At 61.2% G+C, this 20,118-nt stretch carries 18 protein-coding genes and 1 tRNA gene; 17 read left to right on the top strand and 2 right to left on the bottom strand.

Features of this window, described 5'->3' with window-relative positions; translation table 11 throughout:
- Window positions 1-27 precede the first annotated feature (27 nt).
- Together aroC and BCY88_RS20265 are read left to right on the top strand one after the other, a co-directional pair.
- Window positions 28-1,128 carry a chorismate synthase gene (gene aroC, locus BCY88_RS20270; RefSeq protein WP_120345983.1) on the top strand — a complete coding sequence of 367 codons (1,101 nt, stop codon included), beginning with the start codon at window positions 28-30 and terminating at the stop codon, window positions 1,126-1,128.
- 47 nt (window positions 1,129-1,175) lie between these two features.
- A complete protein-coding gene (locus tag BCY88_RS20265) occupies window positions 1,176-2,651 on the top strand; it encodes a glycosyltransferase family 9 protein (protein ID WP_120345982.1) in 1,476 nt (491 codons plus the stop codon).
- Between the two features lie 134 nt (window positions 2,652-2,785).
- Here the strand turns inward: BCY88_RS20265 and BCY88_RS20260 are convergent, their stop codons facing one another.
- A complete protein-coding gene (locus tag BCY88_RS20260; protein ID WP_120345981.1) occupies window positions 2,786-4,459 on the bottom strand; it encodes an electron transfer flavoprotein-ubiquinone oxidoreductase in 1,674 nt (557 codons plus the stop codon).
- A gap of 191 nt (window positions 4,460-4,650) precedes the next feature.
- Between BCY88_RS20260 and BCY88_RS20255 the strand changes: the two genes are divergently transcribed.
- On the top strand, window positions 4,651-5,427 hold the full coding sequence (locus BCY88_RS20255) for an SDR family oxidoreductase (RefSeq protein WP_030101420.1): 777 nt from the start codon (window positions 4,651-4,653) through the stop codon (window positions 5,425-5,427).
- A gap of 105 nt (window positions 5,428-5,532) precedes the next feature.
- Window positions 5,533-5,964 carry an acyl-CoA thioesterase gene (locus tag BCY88_RS20250; RefSeq protein WP_120345980.1) on the top strand — a complete coding sequence of 144 codons (432 nt, stop codon included), beginning with the start codon at window positions 5,533-5,535 and terminating at the stop codon, window positions 5,962-5,964.
- A gap of 21 nt (window positions 5,965-5,985) precedes the next feature.
- Here the strand turns inward: BCY88_RS20250 and BCY88_RS20245 are convergent, their stop codons facing one another.
- The gene (locus BCY88_RS20245) at window positions 5,986-6,531 is read right to left on the bottom strand and encodes a LuxR C-terminal-related transcriptional regulator (protein ID WP_120345979.1); all 546 of its coding nucleotides are present in this window, start codon (window positions 6,529-6,531) and stop codon (window positions 5,986-5,988) included.
- 249 nt (window positions 6,532-6,780) lie between these two features.
- Here BCY88_RS20245 and BCY88_RS20240 point away from each other — a divergent pair, with 249 nt between their 5' ends.
- The 13 genes from BCY88_RS20240 (at window position 6,781) to BCY88_RS20175 (ending at window position 20,085) form a co-directional block, all read left to right on the top strand.
- Window positions 6,781-7,485 (top strand): CoA transferase subunit A, encoded by a 705-nt coding sequence (locus BCY88_RS20240; RefSeq protein ID WP_120345978.1) that lies wholly within the window; start codon window positions 6,781-6,783, stop codon window positions 7,483-7,485.
- Window positions 7,486-7,487: 2 nt separating this feature from the next.
- Complete coding sequence (locus BCY88_RS20235) at window positions 7,488-8,129, top strand: CoA transferase subunit B (RefSeq protein ID WP_120345977.1); 642 nt, start codon at window positions 7,488-7,490, stop codon at window positions 8,127-8,129.
- 278 nt (window positions 8,130-8,407) lie between these two features.
- Complete coding sequence (locus BCY88_RS20230) at window positions 8,408-9,319, top strand: alpha/beta fold hydrolase (RefSeq protein WP_120345976.1); 912 nt, start codon at window positions 8,408-8,410, stop codon at window positions 9,317-9,319.
- A 91-nt stretch (window positions 9,320-9,410) separates the two neighbouring features.
- Entirely contained in the window at window positions 9,411-9,764 is a 354-nt protein-coding gene (locus BCY88_RS20225; protein WP_120345975.1) for a RidA family protein, read from the top strand.
- 73 nt (window positions 9,765-9,837) lie between these two features.
- Complete coding sequence (locus BCY88_RS20220; RefSeq protein ID WP_120345974.1) at window positions 9,838-12,081, top strand: RelA/SpoT family protein; 2,244 nt, start codon at window positions 9,838-9,840, stop codon at window positions 12,079-12,081.
- Between the two features lie 130 nt (window positions 12,082-12,211).
- A tRNA-Val gene (locus tag BCY88_RS20215) sits at window positions 12,212-12,288 on the top strand.
- Between the two features lie 252 nt (window positions 12,289-12,540).
- Window positions 12,541-14,448, top strand: coding sequence for a threonine--tRNA ligase (gene thrS, locus BCY88_RS20205; RefSeq protein WP_120345973.1), 1,908 nt, complete (start codon window positions 12,541-12,543; stop codon window positions 14,446-14,448).
- Between the two features lie 49 nt (window positions 14,449-14,497).
- Window positions 14,498-15,022, top strand: a complete 525-nt coding sequence (infC, locus tag BCY88_RS20200) for a translation initiation factor IF-3 (RefSeq protein WP_084585254.1) — start codon at window positions 14,498-14,500, stop codon at window positions 15,020-15,022.
- Between the two features lie 247 nt (window positions 15,023-15,269).
- Window positions 15,270-15,467 carry a 50S ribosomal protein L35 gene (rpmI, locus tag BCY88_RS20195; RefSeq protein WP_028200199.1) on the top strand — a complete coding sequence of 66 codons (198 nt, stop codon included), beginning with the start codon at window positions 15,270-15,272 and terminating at the stop codon, window positions 15,465-15,467.
- A gap of 29 nt (window positions 15,468-15,496) precedes the next feature.
- A complete protein-coding gene (gene rplT, locus BCY88_RS20190; RefSeq protein ID WP_006052502.1) occupies window positions 15,497-15,856 on the top strand; it encodes a 50S ribosomal protein L20 in 360 nt (119 codons plus the stop codon).
- 157 nt (window positions 15,857-16,013) lie between these two features.
- Complete coding sequence (pheS, locus tag BCY88_RS20185; protein ID WP_028200200.1) at window positions 16,014-17,027, top strand: phenylalanine--tRNA ligase subunit alpha; 1,014 nt, start codon at window positions 16,014-16,016, stop codon at window positions 17,025-17,027.
- A gap of 142 nt (window positions 17,028-17,169) precedes the next feature.
- Window positions 17,170-19,605 (top strand): phenylalanine--tRNA ligase subunit beta, encoded by a 2,436-nt coding sequence (pheT, locus tag BCY88_RS20180; RefSeq protein WP_120345972.1) that lies wholly within the window; start codon window positions 17,170-17,172, stop codon window positions 19,603-19,605.
- Between the two features lie 69 nt (window positions 19,606-19,674).
- Entirely contained in the window at window positions 19,675-20,085 is a 411-nt protein-coding gene (locus tag BCY88_RS20175; RefSeq protein WP_028200202.1) for an integration host factor subunit alpha, read from the top strand.
- Window positions 20,086-20,118 lie beyond the last annotated feature (33 nt).

Below are 20,118 nucleotides of genomic sequence, written 5' to 3'. Positions count from 1 at the left end.
TTCCCCGCATTTCTTTGGACGACGCCCATGTCCGGCAACACGCTCGGTACGCTTTTCACAGTCACGACCTTCGGCGAATCGCACGGCCCCGCTATCGGCTGCGTGATCGATGGCTGCCCACCGGGCATGGCGCTTGGCGAAGCTGACATCCAGCTCGAACTCGACCGCCGCAAGCCGGGCACGTCGCGGCACGTCACGCAGCGTCAGGAAGAAGACAAGGTCGAGATCCTATCGGGCGTGTTCGAAGGCCAGACCACCGGCGCGCCCATTGCGCTGCTGATTCGCAACACGGACCAGCGCAGCAAGGATTACGGCAATATCGCGGACACCTTCCGTCCCGGTCACGCCGACTACACCTACTGGCAGAAATACGGCATTCGCGACTATCGCGGCGGCGGCCGTTCCTCGGCCCGTCTGACCGCACCTACCGTGGCGGCCGGCGCGGTAGCGAAGAAATGGCTGCGCGAGAAATTCGGTACCGAAATCCGGGGTTACATGGCGGCGCTCGGCGAGATCGACGTGCCGTTTGTCGACTGGGCCCACGTGCGCGAGAACCCGTTCTTCGTGCCGAACGCGCAGATCGTGCCGGAGCTCGAAAGCTACATGGACGCATTGCGTAAAGACGGCGATTCGATCGGCGCGCGTATCAACGTCGTGGCTTCCGGCGTGCCGGTCGGCCTTGGCGAACCGCTATTCGACCGTCTCGATGCGGACATCGCGCACGCCATGATGGGCATCAATGCGGTGAAGGGTGTCGAGATCGGCGCGGGCTTCGCGAGCGTCGCGCAACGCGGCTCGGTGCATGGCGACGAACTGACGCCGGAGGGCTTTGTCGGCAATCATGCGGGCGGCGTGCTCGGCGGTATTTCGACCGGGCAGGACATTACGGTGTCCATCGCGATCAAGCCGACTTCGAGCATCCGCACGCCGCGCCGTTCGATCGACAAGGCCGGGCAGCCGGCTATCGTCGAAACGTTTGGGCGTCATGACCCGTGCGTCGGCATCCGCGCCACGCCGATCGCCGAATCCATGCTCGCGCTGGTGCTGATCGACCACGCGCTGCGCCACCGCGCGCAATGCGGCGATGTCGCCGTCAGCACACCGAAGATCGCGGCTAGCGCGCCGTAAAGGGCGCGCTTCGAGCGTTTCCGTACTGCGCGCGCAACCTCGTCTCAATGACCGGCACGAACACGCGGCCCACAGATAGTCCACTCGCGACTCTGCGTGCCCGGGCGGCCGCGCGGCATGCCGGCGCGGCCGATTGCCTTGTGTTCGGGCGAACGCTTTTACAGCACGCCGAACGCGACAAGGCCGCCCAGCGCGAAGCGCTTGCCGCACTCGTGCGCGCCTTTCAGCTCGATCCCTCCTGCGAACCCACACTGCTTCACACGATTGCGCAGACGGCATTCGTCGTGCGCGACTGGGCACTCGTCGACTCCGCCGCCGCGCTGCTTCTTGAACGGAACGCCGAAGATGCGAATGCGCTGATCTGGCGCGCCGCCGCCGTACAACAACGCAATGAGTTCGATACGGCCGAGCGGCTGCTGCGCGAAGCGGTTCGCGTCGCACCTGGTAATCCCGTGGCGCTTCACAAGCTCGCGTTGTGCATCAAGGAACAGGCGCGTTTCCACGAAGCGGAAGACCTGCTCAGGCAAGTGCTGGTGTTGTCGCCCAATAACGCGCATGCGCTATTCGATCTGTCTGAGCTCGAAATCCGCACGGGGCGTTTCGCCGACGGTTGGGCGCATTACGAATCCCGCATGGCATTCGGCGACGATTCGAATAGTGCCCAGCATGCGCTGGCTTCCATCAGCGTGCATTGGCAGGGCGAGTCGCTGGAAGGCAAAACGCTGATCGTGTATGGCGAGCAAGGCAACGGCGACTGTCTTTGGGCGGCGCGCTTTCTTCCGCCGCTGGCCGAGCGCGCGCGCCGCGAAGGCGGCCGCGTGATTTTCGGTCACGACGGACCCTTGCGGCATCTGATCGAACGCATGCTGCCAACCGATTTGCCGCTCGAAACGAGCCTTGAAACACGGCCTGATTTCCATTGCGGATTGATGAGTTTGCCGCTGCGGCTTGGCGTCTTCGATGCTCAAGGGTGGGGTGCGCCGTACCTGAGCGCTGAGCCCGTGCGCGTGCAGGCGTGGCGCGAGCGGGTTCATGCGCATACGGCCGGCAAGCCAGGCAACCTCAAAGTCGGGCTGGTGTGGAACGGCAACCCCGACCATATCCGCGACAGGCGGCGCTCAGTGCCCGTCGAGCAACTCGCCCCCCTGTTGGGCGTGCCCGGCGTGAGCTGGTTTGCGCTATCGCCTGGGCGCAGCGAGACGGTCGCGCAATGGCGCGCTCGAGGTCTCGAAGTTGCCGATTTGACGCATCATTTTCAGTCCGGATTCGACGACGTCGCTGCGTTGCTGGTGAATCTGGATCTGGTCGTCACGATCGATAGCGGGCCCGCGCATCTGGCGGGAGCGCTCGGCGTGCCGACGTGTTTGATGATCGATCACGTGTCGGCATGGTTTTGGGGCGATGAATCGCGCACTACGGGTTGGTACGATTCGATTGAGCTTTTCAGGCAGCCTGAGATCGGCGCGTGGGCGCCGGTGCTGGCCAAGGTGCGGGAGCGGATTGAAGTGATGCGGGGCGTTTGAGTGCTCTGCTTTGCGGCAACGTCGACAGTCTGTTTGCAGTGAATGCCGCTTCGTCTTTGTGCGCACGAAGCGTTTGACTGCAAGCCGTGCGCGGACTGACCAACACGCTCCGCGCACGGCAAACCAGCACCGAATCACATATTCGGATAATTCGGACCACCGCCGCCTTCAGGCGTGACCCACACGATGTTCTGGGTCGGGTCCTTGATATCGCAGGTCTTGCAATGCACGCAGTTCTGCGCATTGATCACGAGCCGCTCGCTGCCGTCGTCGTTCTTCACGAACTCATACACCGCTGCCGGGCAGTAGCGTGACTCAGGACCGGCATAGGTCTGCCAGTTCACATTCACGGGCACCGAAGGATCTTTCAGCGTCAGGTGAGCCGGCTGATTCTCTTCATGGTTGGTGTTCGAAATGAACACCGAAGAGAGCCGGTCGAACGTCAGCTTGCCATCGGGCTTCGGATACACAATCGGCTTGCACTGCGACGCGGGTTTCAGCATCTCGTGATCGGAATGCTGATGATGCAGCGTCCACGGCACATTGCCGCCCAGCACCTTCTGCTCAAGGCCCACCATCAGCGTGCCGAGGTACAGGCCCTTGCTCATCCACTGCTTGAAGTTGCGCGCGCGATGCAGCTCCGTGTGCAGCCACGACGTCTTGAAGCTTTCCGGATAGGCCGTCAGCTCATCGCTGGTGCGGCCTGCCTGCACGGCTTCAAAAGCGGCGTCGGCGGCCAGCATGCCGGTCTTGATCGCCGCGTGCGAGCCCTTGATCCGCGATGCGTTCAGGAAGCCCGCATCGTCGCCGACCAGCGCGCCACCCGGGAACACCAGCTTCGGCAGCGACAGCAGACCGCCGGCCGTAATCGCCCGTGCGCCGTACGAGACGCGCTTGCCGCCTTCCAGAATCGCCCGGATCGCCGGATGCGTCTTGTAGCGCTGGAATTCCTCGAACGGCGACAGATACGGATTCGTGTAGCCGAGGCCAACCACGAAACCCACCACCACCTGGTTGTTGTCCATGTGATAGAGGAATGAGCCGCCGTACGTGTCGTTTTCGAGTGGCCAGCCGGCGGTGTGCATCACCAGACCGGGCTTGTGCTTCGCCGGATCGATTTCCCACAGTTCCTTGATGCCGATACCGTAGACCTGCGGATCGACGCCTTCGCGCAGCTTGAATTTGTCGTTCAGTTGACGGCCGAGGTGCCCACGCGCGCCTTCGCAGAAGAGCGTGTACTTCGCGTGCAGCTCCATGCCGAGCTGGAAATTCTCGGTCGGTTCACCATCCTTGCCGATGCCCAGATTGCCGGTGGCGACGCCTTTGACCGAGCCGTCGTCGTTATACAGAATCTCGGCCGCCGGAAAGCCCGGGAAAATCTCGACGCCCAGCGCCTCGGCCTGCTGACCCAGCCAGCGCGTGACATTCGCGAGGCTGATCACGTAATTGCCGTGGTTCTTGAAGTTGTCCGGCAGCGCCCAGGTCGGCACGCTCTTCGAACCGGTTTCGGTCAGGAACAGGAATTTGTCTTCGGTCACGTCCACCGTCAGCGGCGCGCCTTTTTCCTTCCAGTCGGGGATCAGTTCGGTGATCGCGCGCGGATCCATCACTGCGCCCGACAGGATATGAGCCCCGATCTCCGAGCCTTTTTCCAGTACGCACACGCCAATTTCGACGCCTTTCTCAGCCGCCAGCTGCTTCAGGCGGATCGCTGCGGACAGGCCAGCCGGGCCGCCGCCGACGATCACGACGTCGTATTCCATCGACTCGCGTGGACCGTATTGCTCAATGAGACTTGCGGGGGTCATTGATGCTCCTCTTCTTACCGTTAGAATGCTTTTTTCGGGATCGTATTGTGGGCGATGGTCTGCGCCACTGCAACCCGATGAGCAGAGATTAGCACGATCGTTCTATTTCTGTGATACGGTATGACCCGCAGTGACGGTCTTGCCGCATCGGTCAACCGCGTCTGTAACAACAACCGAACAAGGGAACGACAATGGGCCGTTCGATCAATCTGGAAGGCAAAGTCGCGCTGATTACCGGCGCCTCCAGCGGGTTGGGGAAGCGCTTTGCTCAGGTATTGTCGCAGGCCGGCGCGAAGGTCGTGCTGGCGAGCCGCCGCACCGAGCGTCTGAAGGAATTGCGCGCCGAGATCGAGGCCGCCGGCGGCGCGGCGCATGTTGTTTCGCTCGACGTCACAGATTATCAGAGCATCAAGTCGGCCGTTGCCCACGCGGAAACCGAGGCGGGCACGATCGATATTCTGGTGAACAACTCAGGTGTGTCGACTACGCAGAAGCTTTCGGAAGTCACGCCGGCCGACTTCGAATATGTGTTCGATACGAACACGCGCGGCGCTTTCTTCGTCGCCCAGGAAGTCGCCAAACGCATGATCATGCGCGGCAACAGCGCGCAGAAGCCCTCATACCGGATCATCAATATCGCCTCGATGGCGGGCCTGCGGGTGCTGCCGCAGATCGGCCTGTACTCGATGAGCAAGGCCGCCGTCGTCCATATGACGAAGGCCATGGCGCTGGAGTGGGGCAAGCACGGCATCAATGTCAACGCGATCTGCCCGGGTTATATCGACACCGAGATCAACCATCATCACTGGTCGACCGAGCAGGGGCAGAAGCTGGTGTCGATGCTGCCGCGCCATCGCGTGGGCAAGCCGGAGGATCTGGACGGGCTGTTGCTGCTGCTGGCCGCCGACGAATCGCAGTTCATCAACGGCTCGGTGATTGCCGCCGACGATGGCTTCGGGCTCGCCTGAGCCCAGGGGCTGTCCGCCAAACGACGGCCTGCATCTACCCGTTTGTCATGTTTTCGCCGGCTCGCTGGCCGGTTTCACCCTCGTTTCAACCGTTAAAGAAGTACGATGAGCGATTTTCACGCAGTTTTTGAGATGTCGATGCCGATCCGCTGGGGTGACATGGACGCATTCGGCCATGTGAACAACACGGTCTATTTCCGTTACATGGAGCAGGTGCGGATTTCCTGGTTCGAACAACAGGGGCTGATTGGCAGCAACGTCGACGGGCAGGGGCCGGTCATCGTCAACGCGTCGATGGAGTTTCTCAAGCAGTTGCACTATCCCGGCGACGTGATTGGCCGGATGTCCGTAGCGACGCCAGGGCGCAGCAGCTTTGACACGGGTTTCGAACTCGTGCGCGCCGACGACCCGGACACCGTCTATGCACGTGGCGCCGCGCGCTGCGTGTGGATCGACTATGCGGCCGGCAAGTCGGTGCCGGTTCCGGATACGCTGCGCGAAACCATCGAGCGCGCGGCGCTGGTGAAGGTTGCCTGATTCAAGCGTCCCGATTGCCCCTCAATGACCGAGCAAACGCTGCAATAGCTCGGTCGCGTTGCCCGTATCGTATTTACGCATCAGCCGCGCGCGGTAGACATCGACCGTGCGTGGACTGATATCCAGCACTCGCCCAATCTGCTTGCTGGTTTTACCCGTTACCAGTTGCGCGGCGATTTCCCGCTCGCGCGGCGTCAATTCGACCGCCACGCGCCGCGTCGCGCTCAAATCCTCGAATGTCCACACGCCGGCGGCATGCGCGTCCGCGCGTTGCTGCGCGCGGCCTGTCACGTGGCACCAGAACAATTCTCCGTTGGCCCGCTTCATGATCCGGTCGTCCGCATAGCTGCCTTGCGCGGTCATGATGGGCGTAATCCGTGCGCCGATCCGCTCGAATTCGTCTGTCGACGGGTACAGCACCTGGAACGACTGACCGAGCAGCGCCTCGCGCGCATAGCCGAAGATGGACGCCAGCTCGTTATTGCAGTCTTCGATGATCCGTTCGCGCGACAGCACGAGCCCGATCGGGGCAAGGTGGAATGCGGTTTGGTAATCCAGTGCGGGCATGGGCGGGCGGCAAGTACTTATGTATTTTTGCGTATTGTGCCGTATGGCGCGCCCAGCGTACTCTTTCGGACACACGACAACGCGGCGAAGCGCCTGCGGCCGGCATTGCTCGAGGTATGGCAAGCTGAGCGCAGGACCGGCTGCGGATGACTAGAATGACGTGTCGGGCGCTTGCCCGCTCTGCGTCATATCGAAGTCGCAACGATCCGAATTCCGGTTTCGGGTTTCCATAAAGGAAGGGACATACTGATGAACAAGGTCTATCCAGGCGCCGAAGAGGCGCTGAAAGACATCGTCAAGGACGGGCAGACGTTTGCCGTCGGCGGTTTCGGGCTGTGCGGCATTCCCGAAGCGCTGATCGCGGCGCTGCGTGATTCGAAGGTGCAGGGCATCACCTGCATCAGCAACAATGCGGGCGTCGACGGTTTCGGCCTCGGTCTGTTGCTCGAAACGCGCCAGGTCAAGAAGATGATTTCGTCGTACGTGGGCGAGAACAAGGAGTTCGAGCGCCAGTATCTGGCCGGCGAACTCGAACTGGAATTCACGCCGCAAGGCACGCTCGCCGAGAAGCTGCGCGCGGGCGGCTCGGGCATTCCGGCCTTCTTCACGAACACCGGCTACGGCACGCTGATCGCCGAAGGCAAGGAAACCCGCCAGTTCGGCGAAAACCACTACGTGCTCGAACATTCGCTGACGGCCGACGTCGCCTTGGTCAAGGCATGGAAGGCCGACAAATCGGGCAACCTGATCTATCGCCGCACCGCGCGCAACTTCAACCCGATGTGCGCGATGGCGGGCAAGATCACCGTCGCGGAAGTCGAGGAAATCGTTGAGGTGGGCGAACTCGATCCGGACGCGATCCACACGCCGGGTATTTTCGTGCAGCGCATTGTGCTCAATGCGCATCCGGAAAAACGCATTGAACAACGCGTCGTCCGCGCGAAAGGAGGCTGATCATGGCATGGACTCGTGACGAAATGGCCGCACGCGCGGCGAAGGAATTGCAGGACGGTTTCTATGTGAACCTCGGCATCGGCTTGCCGACGCTGGTGGCGAACCATGTGCCGGCGGGCGTCGAAGTGTGGCTGCAGTCGGAAAACGGCTTGCTCGGCATCGGCCCGTCGCCGACCGAAGAAGAAGTGGATGCCGATCTGATCAATGCAGGCAAGCAGACGGTGACCACGCTGCCGGGCTCGTCGATTTTCTCGTCGGCGGATTCGTTCGCGATGATTCGCGGCGGGCACATTAATCTCGCGATTCTGGGTGCGATGCAGATCAGCAAGAAGGGCGATCTGGCCAACTGGATGATCCCCGGCAAGATGATCAAGGGCATGGGCGGCGCGATGGATCTGGTCGCGGGCGTCAAGCGCGTGGTCGTGCTGATGGAACACGTCGCGAAGGGCGACCAGCACAAGATCCTCGAAGAATGCACGTTGCCGTTGACGGGCGTGGGTGTGGTCGATCAGATCATCACCGATCTTGGCGTGATCGAAGTGACGGAAGACGGCCTGAAAGTGACCGAACTGGCGCCGGGCGTCAGCATCGAGGAAATCAAGGCGAAGACGGGCGCGCCGCTGGATGTCAGCGCGGTGAGCTGAGGTTTCGTGAACCGCCGGCGGTTTCGGTCTCCATGACCGGCACGTGGCGGCGAGGCAGGACCCGAAGCGGGCGAGACGTGAGTCTCGCCCGCTTTGTTTTGGTGCCTGGTGTGTGCCCCATGTCTGCGCTCCATGCCTGTGTAAGTCCCGGGTCGTCCTATGACGTTTGGCCGATCCTTGCCGTGCGGCAAAGCGGTTTACAATCTTTGGAAGATTGGACGCTTGTTGATCCCTGCTGTGCCCAAGCCAAATCCGCAGCGCTTTTGCAAGGAACCCAGATGACCGAAATCTCCGCGTCCGCCGTCGCGCGGCCCACGCCGCGCCAACGTTATGTGCAGTGCGCGAGCGCCAGTGGCTTGCATCGTGTTGCCTATACCGAGTGGGGTGACCCGGCCAATCCGCGCGTGCTGCTGTGCGTGCACGGCTTGACGCGTTCGGGGCGCGATTTCGACCGTCTCGCGGCGGAATTTGCCGGCACTTACCGCGTGGTGTGTCCGGATGTAGTGGGACGGGGCTTGTCTTCCTGGCTCGCGAACCCCAACTTCTATGCGGTGCCGCAGTACGTCGCCGACATGGTCACGTTGATTGCGCGCCTGAACGTCGAAACGGTCGACTGGTTCGGGACCTCGATGGGCGGTCTCATCGGGCTTGCGCTGGCCGGCCTGCCGGAAACGCCAATCCGCAAGATGCTGTTGAACGACGTCGGTCCGCATCTGGAACCGGTGGCCGTGCAGCGCATCGGCGATTACCTCGGTAAGCCCGCGCGTTTCGAGTCGCTCCAGCAGGGCATCGACTACGCCGCGTTGCTCGCGCAGTCCTTTGGTCCGCTTACGCCGGACGAATGGCGTGAGATCAATACGCCGCTGTTGCACGAGCAGGACGGCGCGTGGTTGCTGCGCTATGACCCGCGGATTGCGCAGCCGTTTGCGGCGATAACCGAAGAGGCCACCAAACTCGGCGAGGCCGCGCTGTGGCATTCGCTGGCGGCATTTCAGGGGCCAGTGCTGGTGGTGCGTGGCGAACAATCGGATCTGCTTTCTCGCGAGACCGTTGCGAAGATGGTCGAAACCGGGCGTGCCGTCTCGAGTGCGGAAATCGCGGGCGTCGGTCATGCGCCGGCGTTTCTCTCGGCCGATCAGATCGACCTCGCGAGGCAGTTCTTCATCGGGCCCGCCCCTGACGCGTCATAATATAGGGTTGCGTGTGGCGTCCTTTCGCTTCTGATCGGGCGCAATGCGCAACGCATCTTCGATCTACTTTCAACCAAACTCAGGATTCTTCATGGCAGTCATTCGTCATCACGTCGGCAAGCGCCTCTCGGAAACCGCCGTCTACAACGGCACCGTGTACCTCGCAGGCCAGATCGCCGAAGACGCGGATCAGGACATCACGGGCCAGACGCGCGAAGTGCTCGGCCACATCGACCGTCTGCTGGCTGAAGTGAACAGCGACAAGTCGCACTTGTTGTCCGTGCAGATCTATATCTCGGACATGGTGCATTTCGCCGGCATGAACGCAGTGTGGGACGAGTGGGTCGCTCAAGGCGCCACGCCGCCGCGCGCTACCGTGGAAGCGAAGCTCGCGAATCCGAAGTGCCTCGTCGAAATCGTCGTGGTCGCGGCTCAGCGCGATTGAGCCGGGGCGAGCTCCGGCTCGCAGTGGTTGTTGAAATTCCGTTGATCTGTCTGGCCCGGTGGGCCGTCGCACCATGACTACCGAAATCGTTACGAGCACGCCTACTCCCATCCCTTCCTTCGACGAAGCGATGGCGTTCGTGCGCGAACATGCGGGCGAGGTGCGGCTTTCCTCGGGCGAGTTGCTGGCGGATCACGCGGCAGGTACGGCGTCGATCATGCGCACGCTGAACGTCGATCCGCCTGCTGTGCTGGCGGCGGCCCTGTTCGCGCTGACGCCGCATCTGCAGGACCCGGAGCGCGTGATCGCCGATAACTTCGGGGAAGAAGTCGCGCAGCTGGTTGGCGACGTGCGCAAGTTGTTGCGCCTCGGTACGGTGAGCTTGCGCGCCGCGCAAAATGCGATGCCGGAAGCCGGGCGCGATGCGCAGGCCGCGCGCCGCACGCAGGTCGAGGCGCTGCGCAAGATGCTGCTCGCGTTCGCGCAGGACATCCGCGTCGTGTTGATACGGCTTGCGTCGCGTGTGCAATCGCTGCGCTATTACGCGGCGGCGAAACTCACGCCGTCGCCTGACGTCGCGCGTGAGACGCTCGATATTTACGCGCCGCTCGCCAATCGTCTGGGTATCTGGCAACTGAAATGGGAACTCGAGGATCTCGCGTTCCGTTTCGAAGAACCGGTCACCTACAAGCGCATCGCCAGGCTGCTCGACGAAAAGCGCGTCGAGCGCGAGAGTTATGTTGCGCAGGCGATCGAGCGGCTGCAGCAGGAGTTGGCCGCGGCGAACGTAGAGGCCGAAGTCAGTGGCCGGCCCAAACATATCTACAGCATCTGGCGCAAGATGCGCGGCAAGGAGCTGGACTTTGCCGAACTGTACGATGTGCGCGCGTTTCGCGTGATTGTGCCGGACATCAAGGATTGCTACACGGTGCTCGGCATCGTGCACAACCTGTGGCAGCCCGTGCCGAAAGAGTTCGACGACTACATTTCGCGGCCGAAGCCGAATGGCTATAAATCGCTGCACACGGTGGTGATCGGCGACGACGGCCGCGCGTTCGAAGTGCAGATCCGCACGCAGGAAATGCATCAGTTCGCCGAGTACGGTGTGGCGGCACACTGGCGCTACAAGGAAGCGGGCGCCCGCGGTTATGGCGGCCAGTTCAGCGCCAATGAGAAGTACGACGAGAAGATCGCCTGGTTGCGGCAGTTGCTCGCGTGGAAAGACGAAGTGTCAGAAGGCGAACACGGCGAGAAGCGCGCCGCGCAGCCATGGGAGCAACTGCGTCAGGCCACGCTCGACGACGACCACATCTACGTGCTGACACCGCAAGCGCGCGTGATTCCGTTGCCGCACGGTGCGACACCGGTGGACTTCGCGTATCACCTGCATAGCGAACTGGGTCATCGCTGCCGCGGCGCGCGTGTCGACGGTGCCATGGTGCCGCTCAACACGCAGTTGCAGAACGGTCAGACGGTCGAGATCGTCGCGGTGAAAGAGGGCGGCCCGTCGCGTGACTGGCTCAACCCGCAACTCGGATATCTGCAGAGCCATCGGGCGCGTCAGAAAGTGCGCGCGTGGTTCAACGCGGTCGAAGTGCAGGAGCACATCGCAAGCGGCCGTGCGATGGTCGAAAAGACCCTGCAACGCGAGGGCAAGACCTCGGTCAATCTCGATCAGCTCGCCGCCAAGCTCGGCTTCAAAACCACCGACGATCTGTTCTCGGTGGTCGGCAAGGAAGAATTCAGTCTGCGGCTCGTCGAGCAGGCGCTGCACGACGCGCCGCCGCCGGAGCCTGTCGTCGAGGCGCCGGAACAGTTCGAGAAACGCAGTAGCGGTGCGAGCGTTGCCCGTGGGGCGTCCACGGGTGTGCTGGTGGTCGGCGTCGACGCGCTGCTCACGCAGCTCGCACGCTGTTGCCGTCCCGCACCGCCTGACGAGATCAGCGGCTTCGTTACGCGCGGCAAGGGCATGTCGGTTCACCGCAGCGATTGCCCGACCTTCCTGCGCATGGCCGATCGCGCGCCGGAGCGCGTGTTGCAAACCGCATGGTCGGCCGATGTCATGAGCGGCCGCGGGCAATCGGTCTATCCTGTCGACCTCAGCATCGAGGCGACGGATCGGCAAGGCTTGCTGCGCGATATTTCCGAAGTTTTCGCGCGCGAGAAAATGAACGTAATCGGCGTGAAAACACAATCGCGCCGTAACGCTGCATTCATGCAATTCACCGTCGAGGTATCGAGCGCGGCGCAGATTCAACGTGCGTGCGCGCTGCTCGGCGAAGTGACCGGCGTGATGCGCGCTTCACGCAAGAATTGAGATTTGGGCGCGCCGGCGGGTTGGCGGCAGGCGTCCATTGGATGCGCCGGAGCGTGTGAGTAGAAATTTAAAGTCGATGCATAAAAGTACTTGCCAAGCAGTGTGGCGCTCCATATAATCTCGTTTCTTCAGGCTCGTAGCTCAGCTGGTTAGAGCACCACCTTGACATGGTGGGGGTCGTTGGTTCGAGTCCAATCGAGCCTACCAACGAAAGAGAAATTCCGGTTTTACCGGGGTTTCGCAAACTGCAGTAGGCGCTTCGGCGCAAAAGGCAAATACGGTTATGGCACCGCGAACGTTGACCGAAACCACTTCGGAGCGACGCTAGTCGAGGACCACTTTCGCCAATGTAGTTTGCAGAAAATGTGAATGCGGCCCCTCGAAAGCGGGGCCGCATTTTTTTTGGCTTTTTTGACCTGGTTGTATATGCCGCCGCCGGTCGGCACCACGGAGAACACAATGGTTTCGATACGTCTGCCTGACGGTTCTGTTCGACAGTACGAGCATCCGGTGACCGTCGCCGAAGTGGCCGCGTCCATCGGCCCCGGCCTCGCGAAGGCCGCGCTCGGCGGCAAGATTGACGGTGAACTCGTCGACACTTCCACGCTGATCGATCACGACGTGGCGCTTGCCATCGTCACCGAGAAAGACGCAGACGGCCTCGATATCATTCGCCATTCCACGGCGCACTTGCTCGCGTACGCAGTGAAGAGCCTGTTCCCGGAAGCGCAGGTCACGATCGGCCCGGTTATCGACAACGGCTTTTACTACGACTTTTCCTACAGCCGCCCGTTCACGCCTGAAGATCTCGAGAAGATCGAAAAGCGCATGCAGGAACTCGCGAAGAAAGACGAGCCGGTCTCGCGTCGCGTGGTATCGCGCGACGAAGCGGTGGACTACTTCAAGAGTATTGGCGAAAAGTACAAGGCCGAAATCATCGAATCGATTCCGGCTACCGACGAAATCAAGCTCTACTCGCACGGTGGCTTCACCGATCTGTGCCGGGGCCCGCACGTGCCGTCCACCGGCAAGCTGAAGGTCTTCAAGCTGATGAAGCTGGCCGGTGCTTACTGGCGCGGCGACTCGAAGAACGAGCAGTTGCAGCGTATCTACGGCACGGCCTGGACGAAGAAGGAAGACCAGGACGCGTATCTGCACATGCTGGAAGAGGCGGAAAAGCGCGATCACCGCAAGCTCGGCAAGCAACTCGATCTGTTCCATATGCAGGACGAGTCGCCGGGCATGGTGTTCTGGCATCCGCGTGGCTGGACGCTGTGGCAGCAGGTCGAGCAGTACATGCGCCGCCGCGTGAATGACGCCGGCTACCTCGAAATCAAGACGCCGATGATCATGGACCGCTCGCTCTGGGAGGCATCGGGTCACTGGCAGAACTATCGTGAAAACATGTTCACGACCGAGTCGGAAAAGCGCGACTACGCGATCAAGCCGATGAATTGCCCGGGTCATGTGCAGGTGTTCAACCACGGTCTGCGTTCGTATCGCGATCTGCCGCTGCGATACGCGGAATTCGGCTCATGCCACCGCAATGAATCGTCGGGCGCGCTGCATGGCCTGATGCGCGTGCGCGGTTTCGTGCAGGACGACGCCCACATTTTCTGTACCGAAGACCAGTTCATCAGCGAGTCGATCGCGTTCAACACGCTGGCAATGAGCGTCTACAAGGACTTCGGCTTCGACCGTGTCGAGATCAAGCTGTCGCTGCGCCCGGATGCGCGCGCCGGCACGGACGAGACGTGGGATCGTGCGGAGCAGGGCCTGCGCGAGGCGCTGACGGCCTGCGGCGTGACGTGGGAAGAGTTGCCGGGCGAGGGCGCGTTCTACGGCCCGAAGGTCGAGTACCACATCAAGGACGCGCTTGGCCGCTCGTGGCAATGCGGCACGTTGCAGCTCGATATGGTGCTGCCGGAGCGCCTCGGCGCTGAATACGTCGCCGAAGACAATAGCCGCCGCCGCCCGATCATGCTGCACCGGGCAATCGTCGGATCAATGGAACGTTTTCTCGGCATTCTGATCGAGCACCATGCTGGTGCAATGCCGTCATGGCTTGCGCCGATGCAGGTTGTGGTGATGAATATCGCGGAAAGTCAGGCCGAATATGCGCAGTCTCTAGCCCAATCGTTGCAAAAACAAGGGGTTAGAGTAGAGGCCGATTTGCGCAACGAGAAGATTAGCTATAAAATACGCGAGCACACGCTAGAAAAGGTGCCGTACCTGCTCGTGGTCGGCGACAAAGAGCGTGAAGCCCAAACGGTAGCCGTGCGTGCCCGTGGTGGTGTCGATCTGGGCGTGATGCCTCTCGATACCTTCATTGAGCGTCTGCGTCAGGACGTGCAGTCGTTCAACTGAGCCACTTGGCAGCCCGGCTCGTTTTTTTAATTTTTAGAGGAAACGTAACATCGCTACTGATAAGTCTGCGCACCGCATCAACGGTGAGATTACAGCACCCGAGGTGCGTCTGGTCGGAGTCGAGAACGAACCGCTCGGCATCGTGAAACTCGCTGATGCGTTCCGCATGTCGGAACAGCAAGATGTGGATCTGGTCGAAATCGCTCCGCAAGCGGTCCCGCCGGTCTGCCGTTTGATGGATTACGGCAAGTTCAAGTACTCGGAAGCGAAGAAGCAGCACGAGGCCAAGCTCAAGCAGAAGGTTGTCCAGGTCAAGGAAGTCAAATTCCGCCCGGGTACCGATGACGGCGATTACAACGTCAAGCTGCGCAACCTCATCCGCTTCCTCGAAGACGGCGACAAGACGAAAATCACGTTGCGTTTCCGTGGCCGCGAAATGGCTCACCAGGAAATCGGTATGCGCATGCTCGAGCGTCTGCGTACGGACCTCGACGAAGTCGGTCAGGTCGAGCAGATGCCGAAGATGGAAGGGCGCCAGATGATCATGGTGCTCGCGCCGAAGAAAAAGAAGTAAGCGATTGGAGCGGCGGCGCGCCGTGTGGCGCGCGCTCCGGTTGTGAAAGAATGAACGGTGCTGTGCCGGGTGTCCGGCGCGGTATCAGCAGGTTTCGGATCGGTGCCTACGCAAGTGGGCGCTGTGTCCTGAAAAGCGGCTGCCGGCGGTATCGGTGGTCTGCATACCAAGTGGAATGGGTTTCGAAGGGCGGGTAATGGCCATCTGGCCGACCGCACACCCATATCCATCTAATAATGGAGTTGTCATGCCGAAGATGAAGACCAAGAAGAGTGCTGCAAAGCGCTTCGTGGTGCGTCCGGGCGGTACCGTCAAGCGCGGTCAAGCCTTCAAGCGCCACATTCTTACCAAGAAGACCACCAAGAACAAACGCCATTTGCGCGGCTCGACGGCAGTTCATGAAGCAGATATGAACTCCGTGCGCGCAATGTTGCCGTTCGCTTAACCCTTAACCGACACTCATAGGAGCAAGATATGCCTCGAGTAAAACGTGGGGTTACCGCACGGGCCCGTCACAAGAAGATCATCAAGCTGGCCAAGGGTTACCGCGGCCGTCGCAATAACGTCTATCGCATCGCCAAGCAGGCGGTCATGCGCGCAGGCCAGTACGCCTACCGCGATCGCCGCAACAAGAAGCGTGTGTTCCGTGCATTGTGGATCACGCGTATCAACGCGGCGGTGCGTCAGCACGACATGACGTACAGCGTGTTCATCAACGGCCTGAAGAAGGCTTCGATCGAACTCGACCGCAAGGTGCTGGCCGACATGGCTGTGTTCGACAAGGCTGCTTTTGCTGCGATCGTTCAGCAGGTGAAAGCCGCCGTTGCAGCCTGATTGCGCTTTGGGCAATTAAACTGCGTGGTTCGTTGCAGCGAACATCCGGTAGTCTCGGTGACGCTGCAACAAAAACGGGGCTCCTCACCGAGCCCCGTTTTTGTTGGTAGAACCAGTTTTGCAACGATTGAACACTGACGTTGAAATGATGGGATCAATGGATCTGGACCAGATTGTCGCCGACGCGCAAAAAGCCTTCGCAGAAGCCTCCGACGTCACCACCCTCGAAAACGAGAAAGCGCGCTTTCTCGGCAAATCGGGTGCGTTGACCGAGCTATTGAAGGGCCTTGGCAAGCTCGATCCCGAAACGCGCAAGACCGAAGGCGCACGGATCAACCTCGTCAAGCAACAAGTGGAAGCCGCATTGACGGCCCGCCGTCAGGCTCTGGCCGACGCGTTGCTGAATCAGCGCCTCGCCGCTGAAGCCATCGACGTTACGCTGCCTGGCCGCGGCACCGGTGCGGGCAGCCTGCACCCGGTGATGCGCACATGGGAGCGCGTCGAACAGATTTTCCGTACGATCGGATTCGACGTGGCCGACGGCCCCGAAATCGAAACCGACTGGTACAACTTCACCTCGTTGAACAGCCCTGAAAACCATCCGGCGCGTTCGATGCAGGACACCTTCTACGTCGACGGCAAAGATGCCGACGGCCGCCAACTGCTGCTGCGCACCCACACCAGCCCGATGCAGGTGCGTTACGCGCGTACCAACACGCCGCCGATCAAGGTGATCGTGCCCGGCCGCACGTATCGTGTGGACAGCGATGCCACTCACTCGCCGATGTTCAACCAGGTTGAAGGCCTGTGGATCGACGAGAACATCAGCTTCGCGGACCTGAAGGGCGTCTACTCTGACTTCCTTAAGAAATTCTTCGAGCGCGACGATATTCAGGTGCGCTTCCGTCCGTCGTACTTTCCGTTTACCGAACCGTCGGCTGAAATCGACATGCTGTTCGAAACGGGTAAGAACGCCGGCAAGTGGCTCGAAATTTCGGGTTCCGGCCAGGTTCACCCCACGGTGATCCGCAACATGGGCCTCGACCCTGAGCGCTACATCGGGTTTGCTTTCGGCAGCGGCCTCGAGCGGCTCACCATGTTGCGTTATGGCGTGCAAGACCTGCGTCTGTTCTTCGAAAACGACCTGCGTTTCCTGCGTCAATTCGCGTAAACCGGCGCGTCCGAACGCGACTAGCATAGAGCGCGGCACCGCACGCAGTGCGTGCCGCCAGCAGCGTCCCCGGCAGTGCCCATTGAATGAACGGGCCGCCTGCCGGACGTGGACCTAACCTGATCAGAACGTACACAGAACCATGCAATTCCCGGAATCCTGGCTGAGAACCTTTGTCGATCCGCAACTGACGACTGATGAGCTGTCGCACGCGTTGACGATGGCGGGTCTCGAAGTCGAAGACCTGCGGCCGGCCGCGCCGCCGACCTCGAAGATCGTCGTCGGCCAGGTGCTGGAAGTCGTCAAGCACCCGGACGCGGATAAGCTCAACGTATGTCAGGTCGACGCCGGCACGGGCGCGACGCTGAACATCGTGTGCGGTGCGCCGAATGTCGCGCCGGGCATCAAGGTGCCGGTGGCGCTGGTCGGCGCGCAACTGCCGCCTGCCGAAGAGGGCGGCACACCCTTCGCGATCAAGCTCTCGAAGCTGCGTGGCGTAGAAAGTCAGGGCATGCTGTGCTCGGCGCGCGAGCTGAAGCTCTCGGAAGACCATAGCGGCCTGATGATCCTGCCGGACGATACGCCGATCGGCCAGGACATCCGCGCAACGCTCAATCTCGACGACACGGTTTTCGAAATCAAGCTGACGCCGAACAAGGCGGACTGCCTGTCGGTGTTCGGCGTGGCGCGCGAGACGTCGGCCATCACCGGCGCGCCGCTGCGCCCGCTCGAGATCAAGCCGGTCGAAGTGAAGCTCAACGAAACATTGCCCGTCAAAATCTCGGCGCCCGACCTGTGCGGCCGTTTTTCGGGCCGCGTGATTCGTGGCGTGAATGCGCGCGCGAAGTCGCCGCAATGGATGGTGCAGCGTCTCGAGCGTTCGGGGCAGCGCAGCATTTCCGCACTCGTCGACATCTCGAACTTTGTGATGCTCGAACTCGGCCGTCCGTCGCACGTGTTCGATCTGGACAAGATCCACGGCGGCATGGACGTGCGTTGGGGCCGCAAGGGCGAGACGCTCAAGCTGCTGAACGGCAACACCGTCGAACTCGATGAAACCGTCGGCGTGATCGCCGATGAACAGCATATCGAAAGCCTCGCCGGCATCATGGGCGGCGACAGCACGGCCGTTACGCTCGACACCACCAACATCTATCTCGAAGCCGCGTTCTGGTGGCCGGATAGCATTCGCGGCCGTTCGCGCAAGTACAACTTCTCGACCGACGCGGGTCATCGTTTCGAACGCGGCGTCGACTATGCGACCACCGTCGAGCACATCGAACGCATCACGCAGCTGATCCTCGATATCTGCGGCGGCGAAGCCGGTCCGGTGGACGATCAGATCGTCAATGTGCCCAAGCGTGAACCGGTGAAGATGCGTGTGTCGCGCGCGAACCGCATCATCGGCATCAAGATCGATGCTGACGAAATCGCGCAGATCTTCACGCGCCTCGGCCTCACGTTCGAGCGTGACGGCGACACCTTCTCGGTGATGCCGCCGTCGTACCGCTTCGATATCGAAATCGAAGAAGACCTGATCGAAGAAGTCGCCCGTATCTACGGCTTCGAGAGGATCCCCGCGCGTCCGCCGGTCGCGACCAGCGAAATGCTGCCGACCAACGAAACGCAGCGCTCGATCCACGTGATCCGCCACGCGCTCGCCGCGCGCGACTACGCGGAAACGGTCAACTTCAGTTTCGTCGACGCCGAGTGGGAGCTGGATTTCGCCGGCAACGACAAGCCCGTGCGTCTGCTCAATCCGATTGCAAGCCAGTTGTCGGTGATGCGCACGACGCTGTTCGGCAGCCTGATCAATGTGCTGCGCACGAACCTGAACCGTCGCGCGGCCGATCGCGTACGCGTGTTCGAAGCCGGCCGCGTGTTCCTGCACGACCCGGCGATCAAGGCAGGCGAGTTGACCATCGAAGGTTTCGCGCAGCCCAAGATGATCGGCGGCCTCGCCTACGGTCCCGCGCTCGAAGAGCAATGGGGCGCGCAAACGCGCGCAGTCGACTATTTCGACGTGAAGGGCGATCTGGAAGCCGTGCTCGCGCCGGCCGTGGCGCATTTCGTGAAAGCGGAGCATCCGGCATTGCACCCGGGCCGCAGCGCGCGTATTGAACTGAATGGCCGCGCAGTGGGCTGGATTGGCGAATTGCATCCGCGCTGGATGCAAAAGTATGATTTACCGCATGCGCCGATTCTGTTTGAAATCGAAGCGGAAGCGTTAATGCAGCGCGTATTGCCGACTCCGGCGGACGTGTCTAAATTCCCGCCGGTGCGGCGCGATATTGCAGTGGTCGTCGATCAGAAAATCGAGGTGCAGGCGCTGCTGGACGAGCTCCAGAAGGCTCAGTCCGAAGCGGCCTGCAAGGCTGTCCAGAAGGTTGCGCTATTTGACGAATTCCGTCCAAAATCAAACACTTCCGGTGGCCTGGCGGCTCATGAGAAAAGCCTTGCGTTCCGTGTGACCTTGCAAGATACTGGCGGGACCCTTCAGGATGAAACGGTCGATCTGGCCATTCAAACTCTGGTGGAACGTCTGGCTCGAGTATATGGCGCACGGTTGCGTGGATAACCCGCAGTTAACATTTGCACGGCATTTTTCCGCAATTTCCGTTTCTGCTTGGCGCGCCATTTGATAGATATGAATGAAATGAACTCGAGTGATTTCGAAGCCCTTCTTACGGCGCAGCGTAGCGCCATGATTCGCGATATTCCGACATCACCCGCGGCCGTTTCCACCGAAACGCCGACGCTTACCAAGGCTGAACTTGCCGAGTTGCTGTTCGACAATGTCGGGCTCAACAAGCGGGAAGCGAAAGACATGGTCGAAGCGTTCTTCGAGGTGATCCGCGACGCGCTGGAGAGTGGCGATAGCGTGAAGCTGTCGGGGTTCGGCAACTTTCAGTTGCGCGACAAACCCCAGCGTCCCGGCAGAAACCCGAAGACCGGCGAGGCGATTCCGATCGCCGCGCGCCGCGTTGTGACGTTCCATGCAAGTCAAAAGCTGAAAGCGCTGGTCGAGAACGGCGCTGAAGCGAGCTTCACGCGCTGATCGATTGGCGCGTCCCTGCGCAACCCACCACGA

The sequence above is a fragment of the Paraburkholderia fungorum genome (assembly GCF_003610895.1).
In the GTDB taxonomy this organism is placed as follows: domain Bacteria; phylum Pseudomonadota; class Gammaproteobacteria; order Burkholderiales; family Burkholderiaceae; genus Paraburkholderia; species Paraburkholderia fungorum_B.
The sequence above is the reverse complement of the archived record's forward strand: the minus strand, read 5'-3'. Positions and strand labels throughout refer to the sequence as shown.

What these genes read in the sequence shown, in the direction of transcription:
- aroC (WP_120345983.1), top strand. Translation starts at nt 28, where the DNA reads ATGTCCGGCAACACGCTCGGTACGCTTTTCACAGTCACGACCTTCGGC.
- BCY88_RS20265 (WP_120345982.1), top strand. Translation starts at nt 1,176, where the DNA reads ATGACCGGCACGAACACGCGGCCCACAGATAGTCCACTCGCGACTCTG.
- BCY88_RS20260 (WP_120345981.1), bottom strand. Translation starts at nt 4,459, where the DNA reads ATGACCCCCGCAAGTCTCATTGAGCAATACGGTCCACGCGAGTCGATG.
- BCY88_RS20255 (WP_030101420.1), top strand. Translation starts at nt 4,651, where the DNA reads ATGGGCCGTTCGATCAATCTGGAAGGCAAAGTCGCGCTGATTACCGGC.
- BCY88_RS20250 (WP_120345980.1), top strand. Translation starts at nt 5,533, where the DNA reads ATGAGCGATTTTCACGCAGTTTTTGAGATGTCGATGCCGATCCGCTGG.
- BCY88_RS20245 (WP_120345979.1), bottom strand. Translation starts at nt 6,531, where the DNA reads ATGCCCGCACTGGATTACCAAACCGCATTCCACCTTGCCCCGATCGGG.
- BCY88_RS20240 (WP_120345978.1), top strand. Translation starts at nt 6,781, where the DNA reads ATGAACAAGGTCTATCCAGGCGCCGAAGAGGCGCTGAAAGACATCGTC.
- BCY88_RS20235 (WP_120345977.1), top strand. Translation starts at nt 7,488, where the DNA reads ATGGCATGGACTCGTGACGAAATGGCCGCACGCGCGGCGAAGGAATTG.
- BCY88_RS20230 (WP_120345976.1), top strand. Translation starts at nt 8,408, where the DNA reads ATGACCGAAATCTCCGCGTCCGCCGTCGCGCGGCCCACGCCGCGCCAA.
- BCY88_RS20225 (WP_120345975.1), top strand. Translation starts at nt 9,411, where the DNA reads ATGGCAGTCATTCGTCATCACGTCGGCAAGCGCCTCTCGGAAACCGCC.
- BCY88_RS20220 (WP_120345974.1), top strand. Translation starts at nt 9,838, where the DNA reads ATGACTACCGAAATCGTTACGAGCACGCCTACTCCCATCCCTTCCTTC.
- thrS (WP_120345973.1), top strand. Translation starts at nt 12,541, where the DNA reads ATGGTTTCGATACGTCTGCCTGACGGTTCTGTTCGACAGTACGAGCAT.
- rpmI (WP_028200199.1), top strand. Translation starts at nt 15,270, where the DNA reads ATGCCGAAGATGAAGACCAAGAAGAGTGCTGCAAAGCGCTTCGTGGTG.
- rplT (WP_006052502.1), top strand. Translation starts at nt 15,497, where the DNA reads ATGCCTCGAGTAAAACGTGGGGTTACCGCACGGGCCCGTCACAAGAAG.
- pheS (WP_028200200.1), top strand. Translation starts at nt 16,014, where the DNA reads ATGGATCTGGACCAGATTGTCGCCGACGCGCAAAAAGCCTTCGCAGAA.
- pheT (WP_120345972.1), top strand. Translation starts at nt 17,170, where the DNA reads ATGCAATTCCCGGAATCCTGGCTGAGAACCTTTGTCGATCCGCAACTG.
- BCY88_RS20175 (WP_028200202.1), top strand. Translation starts at nt 19,675, where the DNA reads ATGAATGAAATGAACTCGAGTGATTTCGAAGCCCTTCTTACGGCGCAG.